15 protein-coding genes are annotated in these 18433 nt (G+C 70.4%); 11 read left to right on the top strand and 4 right to left on the bottom strand.

Translation table 11 applies throughout. The features are described 5' to 3' along the window. Positions 1-258: 258 nt before the first annotated feature. From ALI22I_RS29235 to ALI22I_RS29225, 3 genes are read left to right on the top strand one after another with little or no spacing between them, the layout of a single operon-like run. Positions 259-2301 carry a DNA gyrase/topoisomerase IV subunit B gene (locus tag ALI22I_RS29235; protein ID WP_077008783.1) on the top strand — a complete coding sequence of 681 codons (2043 nt, stop codon included), beginning with the start codon at positions 259-261 and terminating at the stop codon, positions 2299-2301. Positions 2302-2339: 38 nt separating this feature from the next. Continuing rightward, a complete protein-coding gene (locus tag ALI22I_RS29230) occupies positions 2340-5759 on the top strand; it encodes a DNA topoisomerase (ATP-hydrolyzing) (RefSeq protein WP_077008782.1) in 3420 nt (1139 codons plus the stop codon). 26 nt (positions 5760-5785) lie between these two features. Continuing rightward, positions 5786-6460, top strand: a complete 675-nt coding sequence (locus tag ALI22I_RS29225) for a class I SAM-dependent methyltransferase (RefSeq protein WP_077008781.1) — start codon at positions 5786-5788, stop codon at positions 6458-6460. Here the strand turns inward: ALI22I_RS29225 and ALI22I_RS29220 are convergent. Further along, positions 6457-6672 (bottom strand): hypothetical protein, encoded by a 216-nt coding sequence (locus tag ALI22I_RS29220; protein ID WP_143532496.1) that lies wholly within the window; start codon positions 6670-6672, stop codon positions 6457-6459. The two genes, ALI22I_RS29225 and ALI22I_RS29220, sit on opposite strands and share 4 nt — an antisense overlap. A 206-nt stretch (positions 6673-6878) precedes the next feature. Here ALI22I_RS29220 and ALI22I_RS29215 point away from each other — a divergent pair, with 206 nt between their 5' ends. From ALI22I_RS29215 to ALI22I_RS29205, 3 genes are all read left to right on the top strand, one after another. Further along, positions 6879-7952, top strand: coding sequence for an LLM class flavin-dependent oxidoreductase (locus ALI22I_RS29215; RefSeq protein ID WP_077008779.1), 1074 nt, complete (start codon positions 6879-6881; stop codon positions 7950-7952). A gap of 11 nt (positions 7953-7963) precedes the next feature. Then, complete coding sequence (locus ALI22I_RS29210) at positions 7964-8587, top strand: FMN reductase (protein WP_143532495.1); 624 nt, start codon at positions 7964-7966, stop codon at positions 8585-8587. Between the two features lie 67 nt (positions 8588-8654). Next, entirely contained in the window at positions 8655-9362 is a 708-nt protein-coding gene (locus ALI22I_RS29205; RefSeq protein WP_077008777.1) for a GNAT family N-acetyltransferase, read from the top strand. Between the two features lie 65 nt (positions 9363-9427). On the opposite strand, the gene ALI22I_RS29200 is transcribed toward ALI22I_RS29205, so the two are convergent. Next, a complete protein-coding gene (locus ALI22I_RS29200) occupies positions 9428-10042 on the bottom strand; it encodes a dihydrofolate reductase family protein (protein WP_077009279.1) in 615 nt (204 codons plus the stop codon). Positions 10043-10122: 80 nt separating this feature from the next. Next, positions 10123-10284, bottom strand: coding sequence for a hypothetical protein (locus tag ALI22I_RS51275; protein WP_179118406.1), 162 nt, complete (start codon positions 10282-10284; stop codon positions 10123-10125). A 267-nt stretch (positions 10285-10551) separates the two neighbouring features. Between ALI22I_RS51275 and ALI22I_RS29195 the strand changes: the two genes are divergently transcribed. From ALI22I_RS29195 to ALI22I_RS29175, 5 genes are all read left to right on the top strand, one after another. Continuing rightward, positions 10552-11679, top strand: coding sequence for an acyltransferase family protein (locus tag ALI22I_RS29195; protein ID WP_083752096.1), 1128 nt, complete (start codon positions 10552-10554; stop codon positions 11677-11679). 253 nt (positions 11680-11932) lie between these two features. Further along, positions 11933-12796, top strand: coding sequence for an ATP phosphoribosyltransferase (gene hisG, locus ALI22I_RS29190; protein ID WP_077008775.1), 864 nt, complete (start codon positions 11933-11935; stop codon positions 12794-12796). Between the two features lie 191 nt (positions 12797-12987). Next, the gene (locus tag ALI22I_RS29185; protein ID WP_077008774.1) at positions 12988-13536 is read left to right on the top strand and encodes an NADPH-dependent FMN reductase; all 549 of its coding nucleotides are present in this window, start codon (positions 12988-12990) and stop codon (positions 13534-13536) included. Positions 13537-13563: 27 nt separating this feature from the next. Further along, positions 13564-14529, top strand: a complete 966-nt coding sequence (locus tag ALI22I_RS29180) for an ATP-binding cassette domain-containing protein (RefSeq protein WP_077008773.1) — start codon at positions 13564-13566, stop codon at positions 14527-14529. Beyond that, on the top strand, positions 14526-15368 hold the full coding sequence (locus ALI22I_RS29175; RefSeq protein ID WP_077008772.1) for an ABC transporter permease: 843 nt from the start codon (positions 14526-14528) through the stop codon (positions 15366-15368). Before ALI22I_RS29180 ends, ALI22I_RS29175 begins: the two co-directional genes overlap by 4 nt. 16 nt (positions 15369-15384) lie before the next feature. Here the strand turns inward: ALI22I_RS29175 and ALI22I_RS29170 are convergent, their stop codons facing one another. Further along, positions 15385-18393, bottom strand: a complete 3009-nt coding sequence (locus ALI22I_RS29170; protein ID WP_077008771.1) for an ATP-binding protein — start codon at positions 18391-18393, stop codon at positions 15385-15387. Positions 18394-18433 lie beyond the last annotated feature (40 nt).

Here is an 18433-nt window from a genome sequence, read left to right as displayed (position 1 = left end):
GGAACCGCATGTGTCAACGAGCCGACGCGCGAACAGTGACGAAGTCGGATCGTGCGGTAACGCCAGGCGTGGACCCGGCGAGCCGAGGGTATGGGGAACACGAGGTGCGGGTACCTGGACGCACACGCGTTCGAACTTGTGTTCGAGTATGGCAAGATCGCAGGATGAAGCAGCCGAGGACGTGCGTAGCGAGCCCGACGTCCTCCTCGGTTACCGTGAACCGCTCGACGCACGCCACGACCTGGGGAGAACGACCCGGTGACCGCTGAGATCCTGTACGGGGCCGACGACCTGACCCACCTGGAGGGTCTGGAGGCGGTTCGCAAGCGCCCCGGCATGTACATCGGGTCCACCGACAGCAGGGGCATCAACCACCTGTTCTCCGAGGTGGTCGACAACTCCACCGACGAGGGCGTGGCCGGCCACGCCACCAGGATCGTCGTCACCCTGCACGCCGACGGCAGCGTCCAGGTCGACGACGACGGCCGCGGCATCCCCACCGGCACCCACGCCAAGTCCGGCCTCTCCGGCGTCGAACTGGTGCTCACCCGGCTGCACGCCGGCGGCAAGTTCGGCGGCTCCGGCTACAAGACCTCCGGCGGCCTGCACGGCGTCGGCGCGTCTGCTGTCAACGCGCTGTCCCACCGCTTCGACGTCGTCGTCCGCCGCGAGGGCAAGACGCACGAGATGTCGTTCGCGCACGGCGTGCCCGGCGTGTTCGACGGCCCCGGCCCCAAAGCCGCCTTCACCCGCCAGTCGGGCCTGCGCGTCACCGGCCGCACCAAGCGCACCGGCACGTCCATCCGCTACTGGTACGACGCCCGCTACTTCGAGAACGGCGCCGCGCTCGACGTCGAGGCGGTCCGCACCAAGCTGCGCAACACCGCCTTCCTCGTCCCCGGCGTGACCTACGTCCTGCGCGTCGCCACCGACAGCGCGATCGGCGAGGAGGCGTTCCACTACCCCGGCGGCCTGGTCGACATGGTCGACTACCTGGCGCCCGCCAGCGACAAGCCCGTCTCCGGCACCCTGCTCATCACCGGCACCGGCATCTACCACGAGAACGCGGCCGACGAGAACGGCGTCATGCGGTCCAAGGTCGAACGCCAGGCCGAAGTCGAGATCGCGCTGCGCTGGGGCACCGGCTACGAACGCACCGTCGAGTGCTTCACCAACACCATCCGCAACGTCCACGGCGGCACCCACCGCAAGGGCTTCGAACGCGCCGTCCTCAAGGCCGTCCAGGACGCGATCGGCAAGACCAGGGGCCTGCTCAAGCCCAAGGAAGACCCGCCGACCCTCGACGACGTGCTCGAAGGCATGACCGCCATCGTCCACGTCCGCATCCCCGAACCGCAGTTCACCTCGCAGACCAAGGACGAACTGTCGACCGCCGGCATCACCAAGGTCGCGTCGCTCATCGTCGACAAGCACATCAAGGCCTGGACCGAGGACCGCCGCACCAAGTCCGAAGCCAAGATCGTCCTGCAAAAGGTCGTCGACGCCGCCCGCGTCCGCCTCACCCAGAAACAACAAAAGGACGCCGCCCGCCGCAAGACCGCCCTAGAGGGCGCCGCAATGCCCGCCAAACTGGTCGACTGCCGCACCACAGGTGTTTCGCGAAGCGAACTTTTTCTCGTGGAAGGCGACAGCGCGCTCGGCTCGGCGCGCATGGCCCGCGTGTCCGAGTACCAGGCGCTGCTCCCGTTGCGCGGCAAGATCCTCAACGTGCAGAAGGCCAGCCTCGCCGACACGCTGCGCAACGCCGAGATCGCCAGCATCGTGCAGGTCCTCGGCGCGGGCACCGGGCGGACGTTCGACCTCACCACCATGCGCTACGGCCGGGTCATCCTGATGGCCGACGCGGACGTGGACGGGTCGCACATCCGGACCCTGCTGATCACCCTGTTCGCCAAGTACATGCGGCCGGTGATCGAGGACGGCCGGCTCTACGCCGCCATGCCGCCGTTGCACAAGGTCGTCACCAAGGGCCGCAACGCGGAGACCCACTTCACCTTCAGCCAGCGCGAGATGGAGCAGAAGGTCGCCAAGCTGGAGAAAGCGGGCAAGACGGTGATCAAACCGGTGCCCCGGTTCAAGGGCCTCGGCGAGATGGACGCGGACGAGCTGTGGGAGACCACGATGAACCCCGCCACCCGCTCCGTGCGCCGCATCACCATGCACGACGCGGAAGCCGCGGAAGCCGCGCTGGAACTGCTGATGGGCGAGAAGGTCGAGCCGCGCCGGGCGTGGCTCGTCGAGTCGTCCGCCCGGGTCGACCAGTCCGCGATCGACATCTGACCCGCCTGCCACCGCCTGATACGAGGGAACGACCGACCATGGCACGCCGCAAGACCCCCATCACCAGGGTCGACCCGTCCGCCTTCGACCGCGCGGGCGCCCAGGTCTTCGACAACTCGCTCACCACCGAGATCGAGGACTCGTACCTGGAGTACGCCTACTCGGTGATCCACTCCCGCGCCCTGCCCGACGCGCGGGACGGTCTCAAGCCGGTGCACCGCCGCATCCTGTTCTCGATGAACGAGCAGGGCTACCGCCCGACCAGCGCATACGTGAAGTCCTCGCGCGTGGTCGGCGACTGCTTCGTACGCGGCGCGCTCGTCTCCACGCCCGAGGGCCTGCGGCCGATCGAGCAGATCGAGATCGGCGACCACGTCCTGGACGGCCGGGGCGAGCCCGTCGCGGTCAACGCCGTCTACGAGAACCCGGTGTCCGAGCTCGTCCGCGTCACCTGGTCGGACGGCCACTCGATGCTCGTCACCCCCGGCCAGCGGTTCCGCACCCTCGACTCCACCGACGCCGACGTCTGGACCGACGCACGCGACCTCGTCGGCGCACACACGGTCGGCTTCGCCGGCGAACGGCACGCGAACCTGCTCACCGACGGCGACGCGACCGGTTTCGTGCTCGGCCTCGTGGCCGCGGCCGGCGACGTGCTCCCCGACGGCCGGGTGCGGCTGGAACTGGCCGACGTCGACCCGATCGACATCGCACACGGCTGGGCCATCTCCAACGACCTGACCGCCTCCCGCGACAAGATCCAGGCGAACGACCACGACCGCCACACCCTCACCTTCGCCCACCACCCCGACCTGGACGCCGCCGTGTCCGGCCGCCTGGACGCCGTGCTGCGCGACCGCTCTGCCTGGACGCCGTTCCTCGCGGGCCTGTTCACCGCCTCCGGCTCCGTCCGCGACGGCCGCGAGATCGTGATCCCCGGCGGCGAACCCGAGTACGCCCTGCTCGCCGACGCCGGCATCCGCGCCCACCGCGACGCCACCACCCTCACCATCACCGGCCGCGACGCCGCCGCACTGGCCGTGGCGCTACTGCGCTGGACCGGCGTCGGCCCCCGCCAGGACGGCCTGGTCCAGGCGATCCGCAACGCCAAGCACGCCACCGACCAGCCGTTCCCGCACGTCATCTCCGTCGAACCGGCCACGCCCGACACCACGTACGACATCCAGGTCGCCAGCGAAGAGCACGCATTCGTCGTGAGCGGCTTCGTCGTGCACAACTGCATGGGCAAGTACCACCCCCACGGCGACACCGCGATCTACGACGCGATGGTCCGCCTGGCCCAGGACTTCTCCCTCAACACCCCGCTGGTCGACGGACACGGCAACTTCGGAAGCCCGGACGACGGACCGGCTGCCTCGCGTTATACCGAGGCTCGGATGTCGCCCGCCGCGATGTTGCTGGTCGGTGAGTTGGACGAGGACACCGTCGACTTCCGGCCCAACTACGACGGGTCGTTGCAAGAGCCGTCGGTGTTGCCGGCCGCGTTCCCGAACCTGCTGGTCAACGGCACGTCGGGGATCGCGGTCGGGATGGCGACGAACATGATTCCGCACAACCTGGGCGAGGTCGTGGCGGCGGCGCGGCACCTGGTGACGCATCCGGACGCGACGCTGGACAAGTTGATGGAGTTCATCCCCGGCCCGGACCTGCCGACCGGTGGGGTGCTGCTCGGGTTGGACGAGGTGCGCAAGGCGTACGAGACCGGGCGCGGTGTGGTGCGGATGCGGGCCAAGGTCGAGACCGGGTTGCTGGAGGGCAGTCGGGGGCGGCAGGCGATCACGGTCACCGAGCTGCCGTACGGCGTCGGGCCGGAGAAGATCATCGAGAAGATCACCGACGAGGTGACCAAGTCGAAGCGGCTGTCCGGCATCTCCGACGTGAAGGACCTGACCGACCGCGAGAACGGCACCCGCGTGGTGATCGAGTGCAAGGTCGGCGTGAACCCGCAGGCGTTGCTGGCCGATCTCTACCGGCTCACGCCGATGGAGCAGTCGTTCGGCATCAACAACCTGGTGCTGGTGGAGGGTCAGCCGCGGACGCTGGGGTTGAAGGCGCTGCTGGAGGTGTTCCTCAAGCACCGGTACGAGGTGGTCACCCGGCGCACGAGGTACCGGCGGCGCAAGCGCGAGGACCGGCTGCACCTGGTCGAGGGCCTGCTCAGGGCGCTGCTGGACATCGACAAGGTCATCAAGCTCATCCGGGGCAGCGAGAACGCGGCCGCCGCGAAGGAGGGCCTGATGAAGTCGTTCAAGCTCTCCGAGATCCAGGCGACCTACATCCTGGACACGCCGTTGCGCCGGCTGACCCGTTACGACTCGTTGGAGTTGGAGGCGGAGCAGGAGAAGCTGCGCGGTGAGATCGCCGAGCTGAGCAAGATCCTGGACGACCCGGCGGTGTTGAAGAAGGTCGTGTCCACGGAGTTGGGGAAGGTGGCCAAGGACCTCCAGCAGGAGCGCCGCACGATGCTGCTCGACGGTGACCTGAAGGAGGTGCTGGCGGCGTCGAAGCCGGCCGGTCCGCTGGAGGTCGCCGACGACCCGTGTCAGGTGGTCCTGTCCGCGACGGGTCTGGTGGCGCGGACGGCTGCCGAGTCGGAGGAGTCGTCGGAGGCACGTCGGCGCAACGGCCGGACGAAGCACGACGCCGTGGCGGCCACGGTCCACACCACGGCGCGCGGGCAGGTGCTGCTGGTGACGAACCGGGGGCGGGCGTTCAAGACCGATGTGCTGCCGTTGCCGGTGTTGCCGGAGCAGAGCGGCACGGTGTCGTTGAGCGGTGGCATGGCGGCCAGTGAGCTGGTCGACCTGGAGGCCGGTGAGAAGGTCGTGGGCATCGCGCCGTTGACGGACACGGAGTCGCCGGGGCTGGCGTTGGGCACGAGGTCGGGCACGGTGAAGGTGTGTTCACCGGAGTGGCCGGTGCGGTCGGACGAGTTCGAGGTGATCACCCTCAAGGAGGGTGACGAGGTGGTCGGCGCGACCTGGCTGGCCGGCGCCGACGAGACGCTGGTGTTCGTGACGTCCGAGGCCTCGCTGTTGCGCTACCCCGCGTCGTTGGTCCGTCCGCAGGGCCTCAGGGGTGGCGGTATGGCCGGTATCAACGTCGGCTCGGATTCGCACGTGGTGTTCTTCGGCGCGGTCCGCACGGACGATGACGTGCACGGCGAGCCGATGGTGGTCACCTCGACCGGTCAGAGCGTGAAGGTGACGCCGTTCTCCGTGTACCCGGCGAAGGGGCGGGCGACGGGTGGTGTGCGCGCGCACCGGTTCCTCAAGGGTGAGACGGCGTTGGCGTTGGCCTGGGTGGGCCCGCGACCGGCCGGTGCGGCGGCGAACGGTTCTCCGGTGGAGTTGCCCGCACCGGACGAGCGCCGCGACGGTTCCGGTCACGCCCACCCCGGTCCGGACGTGGTGGGTCACCGCATCGAGCGTGACTGACAATCGTTTTCGGTAAGCTCGGCGGTGTGACCACACTGCTGAGTCGTGCGGACGCCGAGGAGCTGCGGCGGAGTTGGGATGTGCGGCAGGGACCGTTCCTGCCGCACCGGGACGAGGCGTTCGCCGTGCTGGCGGACGCCGCCCTCGGGCGCAGGGCGCTCGACCTCGCGGGCGGAACCGGGGCGATCGCGTCGCGGCTGCCGAACGCCGAGGTGACGCTCCTCGACGTCGACCCGGTGCTGCTGGTGATTGCCCGTGCCGCGCTCGGTGACCGGGTGGCGGTGGTGGCGGCCGATCTCAGTGCGCCGGGGTGGGGCGCCGGTCTGGAGTTCGACGCCGTGGTGGCCGGCACCGCGTTGCACTGCTTCGCTCCGGACCGGCTGCGGGCGCTGTACGGGGAGATCCACGCGGTGCTCGCGCCCGGTGGCGTGTTCGCCAACGCCGACCGGATGCCCGTCGACGCAGAACGCGCGCCCGAGAGCAACGACGGCATGCCCGGCTGGCACGAATGGTGGGCGAAGGCTCTCGCGCACCCGGCGTTGGCCGAGGCCGCGCGCGACCGGGTGGACGGCAAATCCGCCGACTTCTACCCGCCCGCGTCCTGGCACGTCGAAGCCCTGCGCGCGGCGGGTTTCGACAACGTCGAGGTGCGGTGGCGGAGGGATGACACGGCCGTGGTCGTCGCCCGCCGGACCCGCTAGCTGTAGAACCGGCGCAACCGCGGCCACACCTGCGACCACGCCACCGGGTCGCACACCGCGATCTCGGTGCCGTCCTCCTCGTTCTCCACGACCGACTCGTGCCGCGCGGCCACGCGACAGCCGGTGAACACGGGGCTGTGCCCACCCACCACGATCACCGGCCCGGTCGAGGTGTCCGGCGGCGCCCCCAGTCCGCGTACGACCACCTGCACCGCGACGACGATCCCGACCTCATGGGTGGCGAACCGGGGCAACGCGGGTAACCGGGGCTATCGACTCGTGCACCGTGCCTCCCCATAGGTGACCCGTGACACACCTTGGCGTGGTCCGCGCCACCGGACAACACCGGAATACCCGATCACGCGGTACCGTTGTGCCAGATAGTTGAAAGTGCAACTACCTGGATCGAGGAGTGGCCATGCAGTTCGGTGTCTTCACCGTCGGCGACGTGACGCCCGACCCCACCACGGGCCGGACACCGACCGAGGCCGAGCGCATCAAGTCGATGGTCGCGATAGCGCTGAAGGCCGAGGAGATCGGCCTGGACGTGTTCGCGACCGGCGAGCACCACAACCCGCCGTTCGTGCCGTCGTCGCCGACCACGATGCTCGGCTACGTCGCGGCGCGCACCGAGAAGTTGATCCTGTCCACCGCCACCACGCTGATCACCACCAACGACCCGGTGAAGATCGCCGAGGACTACGCCATGCTCCAGCACCTGGCCGACGGCCGGGTGGACCTGATCATGGGCCGCGGCAACACCGGTCCGGTGTACCCGTGGTTCGGCAAGGACATCCGCGACGGCATCGACCTCGCGATCGAGAACTACGCCCTGCTGCACAAGCTGTGGCGGGAGGACGTGGTGGACTGGCAGGGCAAGCACCGCACGCCGCTGCAGTCGTTCACCTCGACCCCGCGCCCGCTCGACGACGTGCCGCCGTTCGTCTGGCACGGCTCGATCCGCAGCCCGCAGATCGCCGAGCAGGCCGCCTACTACGGTGACGGCTTCTTCGCCAACCACATCTTCTGGCCCAAGGAGCACTTCCAGCGGCTGATCACCTTCTACCGCGAGCGCTACGAGCACTACGGGCACGGCGCCGCGCACCAGGCGATCGTCGGCCTCGGCGGCCAGGTCTTCATGCGCCGCAACTCGCAGGACGCGGTGCGGGAGTTCCGGCCGTACTTCGACAACGCCCCGGTGTACGGGCACGGCCCGTCGCTGGAGGAGTTCACCTCGCAGACCCCGCTGACCGTCGGCAGCCCGCAGGAGGTCATCGACAAGACGCTGACCTTCCGCGACCACTTCGGCGACTACCAGCGGCAGCTGTTCCTGATGGACCACGCCGGCCTGCCGTTGAAGACGGTGCTGGAGCAGTTGGACCTCCTCGGCGAGATCGTGCCGACGCTGCGCCGCGAGTTCGCGGTCGGCCGGCCCGCGGACGTGCCGGACGCGCCCACCCACGCGTCGATGCTGAAGGCCGTCGTCCGATGACTGCCGGTCCGATGGCTGCCGGTCCGATCACGACTCTGGCGGTCGTGCACGCCGGCCTCGGCTCGCCCTCGTCGACCCAGCTGTTGGCGACCCGGCTGGCGGAGGCCACCCAGAACGAGGTGGCACGGCGGCAGGCGCCCGACCTGGAGGTGCGCTCGGTGCACCTGCGGGACGTGGCGCGCGACATCGCGGACAACCTCGTCACCGGGTTCCCCAGCGCACGGCTGCGCGAGGTGGTGGAGTCGGTGACCGGCGCGGACGCGGTGATCGCGGTGACGCCGACGTTCAACGCCTCCTACAGCGGCCTGTTCAAGTCGTTCGTGGACGTGCTGGAGCCGGGGTCGTTGGCGGGCAAACCGGTGCTGATCGGCGCGACCGGCGGCACCGAGCGCCACTCGCTGGTGCTCGACCACGCGTTGCGCCCGTTGTTCGCCTACCTGCGGACCATCGTCGTGCCGACCGGCGTGTACGCCGCGTCGTCCGACTGGGGCGCGGAAGGCCTGCCCGGCCGCATCGACCGGGCCGCCGGCGAACTGGCCGACCTGCTCGTCGGCCGGGCCGCCCCGACCCCCACCCCGGCCTCCGCTTCGATCGAGGATTTCGTGCCGTTCGACCAGCTGCTCGCCGGTCGGTGAGCAGCCCACGCGGGTGAGGCGGGAATGGAGCTGATCACTGGTCCGGATGCCGCATAGGGTTCGGTCCATGTCCGCCTCGCTGCACCTCGCGGTGCGCAACGCCGCCGCCCTGACGACCGCACTCGCCCGCACCCGCGGGCACGACCTGATCACCCGCGGCGCGTTCCTCGCGATGAGCGGGCCGACCCTGCTGCGGGTGCTCGCGGTGCGCCCGGACCCCGACCCGGACGAGTTCGCCGAGCTGGAGCTGCTGGTCAAGCGGGCCGGGGCGCGGGTGGTGGTCGAGGACTCGTTCGGCACGATCGACGGTGCGGCGCTCGGGCTCACCTCACGGCAGCTGCCGGTCATGATCCGGCCGCACGAGCCCGTGCCGCCGCCCGCCCTGGAGATCACGCCCGTCCGCACGCCGGCCGAGTGGGCCGTCGCCGAGCAGGTCGTCATCGACGGCTTCCCCATGCCCGGCTTCCCCACCGGCAACGCGTTGCCGGTGGGGCTGCTGGACCGGGACGGCTTCCGGATGCACCTGGTGTGGTGGGAGGACTCGGCGGCCGGGGCGTGCCTGACCGTCGAGGCGGACGACGCGGTCGGCGTGCACTGGGTGACCACCCTGCCCGGATACCGTTCCCGCGGCGTCGCCCGAGCGTTGATGCACGCGATGATCAACGAGTTCCCGGTGCCGATGACCCTCACGGCCGCGAAGCCGGGCCGGCCGCTGTACGAATCGCTCGGCTTCTCGGTCGTCACCGAGGCCACGTGGTGGTCGAACTCGAACTGACCCGCCGGCCGTCCTGACCCGCCGGCCGTCCTCGAACCGACCCGCTCTTCTTCCCGAACCGACCGCTAGTCGTCGAGCCCGAGGTAGCCGTACTCGGGTTTGCCGGTCGGCTCGCACGTCAGCACGGACGCGCCGCTGCCGGTCGTGCGGCTGTCCACCAGTCGCATCCCGGTGGGCGGCGTGCCCTCCCGGAACAGCCGCTTGCCCGAGCCCAGCACCACCGGGACCACCCACAGCTGGTACTCGTCCACCAGGCCGTGCGCGATCAACGTCTGGAGCAGCTCGCCGCTGCCGTGCACTTGCAGCTCACGGCCCGGCCGCTGCTTCAGCTCCGCCACCTGCCCGACCACGTCGGTGAGCACGGTCGTGCCCGCCCACCCGGGGTCGGTCAGCGTGGTCGAGGCAACGTACTTGGGCCGGGAGTTGAGGTTGGTCGAGATCGGGTCGTCCGGGTCGTCCACGCGCGGCCAGTGCGCGGCGAAGATGTCGTAGGTGCGGCGGCCCAGCAGGAACGCGTCGGCCCGGCCGAACCGTTCGCCGATGATCGAGTGCAGGTCGTCGTCCACGAACGGCGCCATCCAGCCGCCCGAGTCGAACCCGCCGTCGCGGTCCTCGTCGGGACCGCCGGGGCCCTGCACCACGCCGTCGAGGGTGAGGAACGTCGTCACGGTGAGTCGCATCTGGTGCTCCTTGCTCGTTGTCTTCACCAGTCAGACGAACGGCGAGCAGCCGGATCGACACGGCCCGGCAAAAGGTCGCTCTACGAGTCGCTCGGGCTGCCTGCCGACCCGGAGCCGCCGCTGTCGTGCCCGGTCAGGCTCGCGACGAGGTCGACTGCGACCTCGCCGGCCCGTTCGCCGCCGGGGTGCGCCGCGCTCGCGTACATGCCCTCGATGATGAGCCAGATCTGGTCGGCCAGCACGTCCGGTCGCGGGCTGCCGGTCTGCCGGGTCAGCTCGAGCGGACGGGGGAGGGCTCGCTGCCGGAGGTGGCGGACGTGTTCGACACCGTCGAACGGGTCGCCGGGCGGCCGGCCACCTCACTGCGGAGCTTCCTCGAACGCCACCGCGGGCACTTCCAGCCGGCCCTGCACACGAGTCGATTCCCGGCAGCGTGAGCCCGAGGCCGATCTCCCCCGGGCACGGCAACCTCCCGCCCATTTCCGCGCTCCCGGCGTTACCTTGGGAGGATGACCGCAGAGGTGGGGCAGCGGTCCCGGCTGGCCGCGGTGGACAACCTGAAGGTGCTGCTCGTCGCCTGGGTGATCGGCGGGCACGCGCTCCTCGGGTACTCCGCGGTAGGCGGGTGGCCGTACGACGAGGTCAACGAAGTCACCTTTGAGCCGCACGTCGAGGCCGTGCTCGCCGCCGTCCTGGGCCCGTCGGGTCTGTTCCTGATGGGCACCTTCTACCTGCTGTCCGGACTCTTCACGCCGGAGTCGTTGGCGCGCAAGGGAATCGCGCGGTTCATCGGCGACAGACTGGTACGCCTGGGCATCCCGTTCGCGGTGTCGGCGCTGCTGGTGTGGCCGCTGTCGCTCTGGCTGGCCTACCGTGCGGCCGGGCACGACGTCACGCCGTGGTGGGTGTTCACCCACCGTGACCCGCTGCTGGACTCCGGCTCGCTGTGGTTCGTGGAGATCCTGCTGCTGTTCTCCATCGCCTACGCGCTGTTCGGCCGGCCGCGGCTGACGCCGTTCGTGCTGACCGGCGTGCACCTCGTGGCGGTCACGGCCGCCGTCGTGGTGAGCACGTTCGCGGTGCGGCTGTGGGTTCCGGCGCGCAGCGGTCAGGTCGGTGACCTGCACATCTGGTGGTGGCCGCAGCTGATCGCGATGTTCGGTCTCGGCATCGCGGGCGCGGGGTCCGGCTTCGCCGAACGGGTGCCCGAACGGATGTGGCGCGGCAGCCGGGTGATCGCGGTGCTGACGATCCTGTCCGTGCCGGTGGCCGCCGTCGCCCTGGGCGTCTCGGACCTCTCCGGGCAGGCCGGGCCGTTCCTCGGCGGCTGGCGGTGGCAGGCGCTGCTGTTCGCCGTGGTGGAGGCGGTGCTCGTGGTCGGCGGATCGGTGTGGCTGCTCGGCTGGGCGCAACGGCGGCTGACCCGGGACGGCCCGCTGGCCGTGGCGCTCTCGCGGGGCGCGTTCGTCGCGTTCTTCATCCAGGGGCCGGTGTTGATCGTGCTCGCGGTGGCGGCCCGGCCGTTACCGTTCCCGGCCGAGGTGAAAGCGTTCCTGGTCGCCGCGGCGGCGATCGCGGTGTCGTTCGCGACGGGCTGGGCGCTGACCAGTCGAACCCGGGCGAGCAGGTTTTTCTAGTGCCCGGACCGCCGGTCCGCATTTGAAATGAATGGGCCGACGGTATTGCCCGCGAGAATACGGAGGTATTCGCACGACGTTGCCCGAATCGGTGCGTGATGCGGTCGAATGGTGATGTCTTCGGGCCGCGTGCTCACCTGGTGGGAAGCCCGAACGGGTGACTCCGGCGCGACACCGCGTGATTTCCACAACGTGGGACACCTGGGCGTACCCGGAACGAGGACGGGTCGCTCGGTGTGGGAGACTTCGGCCCATGGCTCCTCTTCGCTTCGCCCTGCCCAACAAGGGCTCGTTGAGTGCTCCCGCGGCCCAAATGCTGGCCGAAGCGGGTTACCGGGTGAGCAGGTCCGGCCGAGAGTTGATCGTGGCGGACCCGGCAAATGATGTGCAGTTCTTTTTCCTGCGGCCCCGCGACATCGCGGTGTACGTGGGCGAGGGGTCGTTGGACGTCGGCATCACCGGTCGTGATCTGCTGCTCGATTCCACCGTGTCCGCGAAGGAAATCCTGCCGCTCGGCTTCGGCCGGGCGTCGTTCTACTTCGCGTCGAAGCCCGGCGGCATCCACGACGCCCCCGGCCTGGAGGGCAAGCGGATCGCGACCAGCTACCCGCACCTGGTCGAGCACCACCTGGCCGACCTCGGCATCAAGGCGCACCTCGTGCGGCTCGACGGCGCGGTGGAGACCGCCGTGGAACTGGGCGTGGCCGACGCGATCGCCGACGTGGTGGAAACCGGCATCACGCTGAAGACCTCGGGCCTGGAGACGTTCGGCTCGCCGATCCTCAAGTCCGAGGCCGTGCTGATCCAGGGCGACACCGTCGCCGGCAACGGGGACTCGGTGCGCGCGGTCGAGATCCTGCACCGCCGGCTCCAGGGCGTGCTGATCGCCCGCCGTTACGTGATCCTCGACTTCGACTGCCCGGTGGAGGCGCAGGAGGAGGCCTTCAAGCTGGTGCCCGGCATCGAGTCGCCCACCGTCTCGCCGCTGGCCCGCGAAGGCTGGGTGGCCGTGCGCTCCCTCGTGCCGCGCGACGACGCCCCGTTCATCATGGACGAGCTGTGGCGCGTCGGCGCCCGCGCCATCCTGGTCAGCTCACTGGACACCTGCCGCATCTAGCACCTGGCAAGAACACCCCGGACTCCACGTTCCGGCACGTCACGACGTGCGGGGACGTGGAGTTCGTCGTTCCGGGCGTTCAACTCGCGCGTTCTGGGCGTTGGACACGCGTGTTCTGGGGGTTGGACACGCGGGTGCTAGATCTGGTCTAGCGGGGTGTCTCGCGCCTTCTCGGTGAGAGGAGGTGGCAGATGCAGCCGTTGCACATCGCGGTGATCATCGGCAGCACCCGCCAGGGACGCGTCGGTGACGTTATCGGCAGGTGGGTCGCCGGGGTCGCGGCACAGCGTGCCGACGTGGAACCGGTCGTGGTCGACCTGGCGGACTACGACTTCCCGCCGTGCTACCCGGCGCAGCCGACCGCGGAGATGCGGCGGTTCACCGGCCAGGTGGCGGACGCGGACGGGTTCGTCGTCGTCACGCCCGAGTACAACCGCAGCTTCCCCGCCTCCCTCAAGCAGGCCATCGACTACGCCTACGACGAGTGGCGCGCCAAGCCCGCCGGGTTCGTCTCCTACGGCTCCGGCTCCCAGGGCTTCCACGCGGTGGAACAGCTCCGAACAGTTTTCACCGAGCTGCACGTCATGACTGTGCGCACCGGCGTCGGCGTGAACCTGCTCGCGGACGAACCGCTCGACTCCGAGCACCGCCGGTGTGCCGCGGAAGCGATGTTCGACCAACTCTCCTGGTGGGCGTCGGCCCTGAAAGAAGCCCGCACCCGACGCCCCTACGTCTCCTAGCGGTATCTCTCCCAGAAGGGGAAAATCATGAACGCCATCGAAACGTCGGGCCTGGTCAAGGTCTTCGGCGACACCCGCGCGGTGGACGGCGTCGACCTGACCGTGCCCGCCGGGGCGGTGTACGGCCTGCTCGGCCCGAACGGCGCGGGCAAGACCACGACGGTCCGCCTGCTCGCCACGCTGCTGCGACCCGACGACGGGGAGGCGCGGGTGTTCGGCCGCGACGTGCGCACCGATCCGGACTCCGTGCGGCAACTCGTCAGCCTCACCGGGCAGTACGCCTCGGTGGACGAGGACCTGACCGGCACCGAGAACCTGATCCTGTTGGGCAGGCTGCTGGGCCACACCCGCGTCCACGCCCGGAACCGGGCCGCGCAGCTGTTGGAGGCGTTCGGCCTGACCGACGCGGCGGCCAAGCAGGTCAAGCACTACTCGGGCGGTATGCGGCGCCGGCTGGACATCGCGGCCAGCATCCTCAACACGCCGAAGCTGCTGTTCCTGGACGAGCCGACCACCGGCCTGGACCCGCGCAGCCGCAACCAGGTGTGGGACATCATCCGGGCGATCGTCGCGCACGGCACCACCGTGCTGCTGACCACGCAGTACCTGGACGAGGCCGACCAACTCGCGTCCCGCATCGCGGTGATCGACCACGGCAAGGTCATCGCCGAGGGCACCAAGGGCGAGCTGAAGGCGTCGGTCGGTGTCGGCTCGGTGCACCTGCGCCTGCGTGACGCCGACCAGCGGCCACAGGCGCAGCAGGTGCTGAAACGCGCGCTGGACGCCGACGTGCTGCTGGACTCCGACCCGGTCGCGTTGACCGCGCGCCTGACCGTCCGGGCCCACGAGCAGGCCGCCGAGGCGCTGGCCCAACTCGCCCGCGAGGGCATCACCGTCGACACGTTCTCCCTCGGCCAGCCCAGCCTGGACGAGGTCTTCCTGGCCCTCACCGACAAGACCGACAAGACCGACAAGAAGGAGGCGGCGGCGTGACCGTCACCAAGGAACCCGAGCTCCTGCCCGCACCCAAGGCGGAGGACTTGGCGGCGGCGCTGCTGGAGACCGAGCGGCCCAACCGCCCGAGCGCGTTGTCCGCGTCGCTCACGTTCGGCTGGCGCGCGGTGCTCAAGATCAAGCACGTGCCGGAGCAGCTGTTCGACGTCACCGCGTTCCCGATCATGATGATCCTGATGTTCACCTACCTGTTCGGCGGCGCGCTCGCGGGCTCGCCGGGGGAGTACATCCAGTACCTGCTGCCCGGTATCACCGTGACCAGCGTCGTGATGATCACCATGTACACGGGTGTCGCGGTGAACACCGACATCGAGAAGGGCGTGTTCGACCGGTTCCGCACGCTGCCGATCTGGCGGCCCGCGCCGATGGTCGGGTACATCCTGGGCGACCTGCTGCGGTACGTGCTGGCGTCCACCACGATCATGATCGTGGGCCTGATCCTGGGTTTCCGGCCCGGCGGCGGGTTCGTCGGTGTCGTGCTCGGGGTGGCGGTGCTGGTGGCGTTCTCGTTCGCGTTCTCGTGGATCTGGACGATGTTCGGCCTGCTGCTGCGCAGCGAGAAGTCCGTGATGGGCGTGAGCATGCTGGTGCTGTTCCCGCTGACGTTCCTGTCCAACGTCTACGTCGACCCGGCCACCATGCCCGGCTGGCTCCAGCCGTTCGTCAACGTCAACCCGATCAGCAAGCTGGTGGCGGCGGTGCGGTCGCTGATGGCGGGCGGCTTCGACACCGACGCCATGCTGTGGACGCTCGGCTACGGCGTCGTGTTCACCGTCGTGTTCGGCGCCTGGACCATGCGCCTGTACAACCGGAAGTGATGCTCCGAAAACGGAGCTACAGCCGGAAGTGTTCCTGTCCTGAGTAGATGCACGTCGCCCCGGTCGACACGGCCTCACGCAGGTGGGCCGCGAGATCGGGGTGGCGTTCGTCCAGTTTCCGGAGGGTGTCGCGGATTCGGGCGGTGACGGCTTTGCGGGCGCGTTCGGCCTCGTCGCCGAGCCTGCGGGTGCGGCCGGCCAGGCCGGCGGCCGCACGCAGTTCCTCCAGCAGGGCCGCGCGCTCGCGGTCGAGGGCGGCGGCGCGGTTGTCGTCGAACGCGCGGTCGATCTCGTCGTCGAGCTGCGCCAACCGCCTGCGGTAGCGGGCCTTGGCCTCGTCGTCCAGCACCGGATCGCCGCCCAGACGTGCGGACGCCACGGCTTCCGGCGCCAGCAACGACACCGCGGCCACCGGCTCGCCCGGAGCGCTCAGCAGGACGTGCAGGTCGCGCAGCCCTTTCGAGTCCGGCAGCCGCACCGTGACCCCGCCGTACGACAACGCCCACACGTCGCCGTCGCGGCGGAACTCGTTGGCGGGCTGGTGATCCGCCAACGAGTGCAGGCCCAACGTGGCCGCGTCCCGCGCGGCGGACGCGGCCAGGTCCGCCGCCGGAGACCCCTGCGCGCGCAACGCCTCCGCCAGGTGACGGCGCGCCCGCACGGCCCACGGCCGGGCCCGCATCAGCTCCGCCGACCGCTGCGCCGCGGTCAACTCCTCCACCGCCTCGGCACACCGGCCCAACGCCAGGTCCACCACGCCGAGCCACAGGTCCACCGGCCCGCTGATATCGCACCCGTACAACGACACCAGCCACTTGCCCCGGTGCGGCGCCAACTGCGAGCGCACCCGCGCGGCCAGCTCACGGTCACCCGCGGCGAGCGCGAACTGGGCGTGGAACCGCAGCCACAGCGGCTCGAACGACGCCCGGTAGCGGTCGTCCACGGGCTGGTCCAGGTAACGCCGCGCGGTGGCCACGTCGCCGCGTTCGAGGGCGGTGAGGCCGGCCAGCAGACCGGGGCACGGGTAGCTGCTCGAGGCGATCTCGGCCGCCAACTCGTCCAGCCTGGCGAACGAACCCTGCGGCAGCATCAGCGCCCACCGCAGGTGCAGGTACATCACCCGGAACCCGGTGTGACTGTCCGCGCCCAGCTCGGTCGCCCTGGACAGGAATGCCTCCGCCTCGGCGAACCGGCCCTGCATGGTGGCGATGATGCACTGGTCGATGGCCGCCGTGAAGTTGAACCTGGTCACGCCCAGCCGCTCGGACAACGCCACGAACGTGTGCAGCTGGTCGAAGTAGCGCGGATCGCCCAACTCCACCAACGCCACCCACTGGAACGAGCTGGCGAAGTGCTCGGTCGTGTGGTCGCCGCTGCGCCGCGACACCGTGATCAGCTCGTCGGTCAACGCCAGCCGCAGCTCGGCGTTGCCGATGCCGGGCGTGGTGTCGTGCATCGACCACAGACCCGACGCCAACGCGTCGTCGTCGCCACCACCCCGCGCCGCCTCGGTGGCGTGCATGCTCATCTCGCGCGCCAGCACCTCCGGCGGCACGTCCGGTGGCGGTCCGATCAGCCGGGCGTAGGCCTCGCGCAGCGCCCCGACCGCCACGTCCTCGACGTCGGCGAACCGGTAGATCGCCAGCGCCACCCGGGCCAACGGCTCCGGGTCGTCCAGTCCACGCGCGGCGTCCGCCGCCTCGGCGAAGACCCGCTGCGCCTCGGCGGGTTCGCCGCAGTGGTACAGCTCGTGGCCCAGCTCCAAGGCGACGGCGATCCGCCGCCTGGTGCCCTGGGCGCGTTCCAACGCCCGTCGGTAGTGGCCGACGGCCTCCTCGACCGCGATCCGCCGGCTCGCGTCCCGGCCCGCCGCCACCATCAGGTCCACCGCGCGGTCGGCGGGCAGCAAGTCGCCCGCCAGATGTGCGTGCCTGGCCAGATCGGCGGGTAACACCTGGTCGGCCGGGGTGCCGTCCAACGCGCGCACCACAGCCGCGTGCTGTGCGTCCACATCGGACAGTGACGCGTACAGCGCCTCGCGCACCAGGTCGTGCGCGAAGGAGAACCGGCCGCCGCCCAGACCCAGCACCAGCCGGGCCTGCGCGGCCTGGTCGAGCAGCCGGTCCACCGCGGGCACCGGCAGCGACGCGACCGCGGCCAGCACCTTGCGGTGGAACTCGCGGCCGAGCACGGCGGCCGTGGCCAGCAGGTCGCGGACCGGCGCGGGCAGCAACGACAGCCGCCGGCGCAACGCGTCCCGCACGCCGGGGGCGATCGCGGTCACCGGGCCGCCGCCGTGCCACAGCCGGGCGGTCTGCTCGACGAAGAACGGGTTGCCGCCGGTGCGCCGGTGCACCTCGGCGACCAGGTCCGGGTCCGGCTCACGGCCCGCCGTGCGCGAGATCAACTCGCCGACCTCGGCCGGCGCGAGACCGGTCAAGGCGACCGTGACCGCCCGGCCGATCAACGGCGTCATCAACGGCCGCAGCGGGTGGTCCTCGGCGTCGACCTCGGCATCGCGGTAGGTGCAGACCACCAGCACCCGTTCGAACCAGGTGTGCTGAGCGGTGAACTCCAGCAGCTTCAACGACGCCGGGTCGGCCCAGTGCAGGTCCTCCAGCACGACCACCACCGGCCGGTGGTGCGACACGGCGACCAGCGCCGTCGCCACCGCGTCGTAGAGCGGGAAGCTCTCCGGCGTGTGCTCCGACTGCGCCTCGCCGAGCAGCACCGCCAGCGGACCCCGGTCGATCGCCGCCCACTCCTCGGGCGTGACGGCCCGGCGCAGCGCCCGGATCACCTGCACCCACGGCCAGTAGCCGGGCGCGCTGTCGGAATCCCAACAGGACCCGCCGAGCACCAGCGCGTCCTGCCGCCGGGCTTCCTCGGCCGCCCCGGTGACCAGCGTGGTCTTGCCGATCCCGGCCTCGCCGGCGACGAGCACCAGCCCGCCGTGGCTCCGGGTGGCGCGGTCGATCTCGGCGCGCAGCACCCCGGCTGGATGATCCCGTCCGATGAGTCGCATGGCAGGTGAAACCTAACCCACCGGTCCGACACCCGGCCGG

This window comes from Saccharothrix sp. ALI-22-I (genome assembly GCF_001984175.1).
GTDB lineage: Bacteria > Actinomycetota > Actinomycetes > Mycobacteriales > Pseudonocardiaceae > Actinosynnema.
This window is presented reverse-complemented; position numbering and strand designations above follow the sequence as displayed.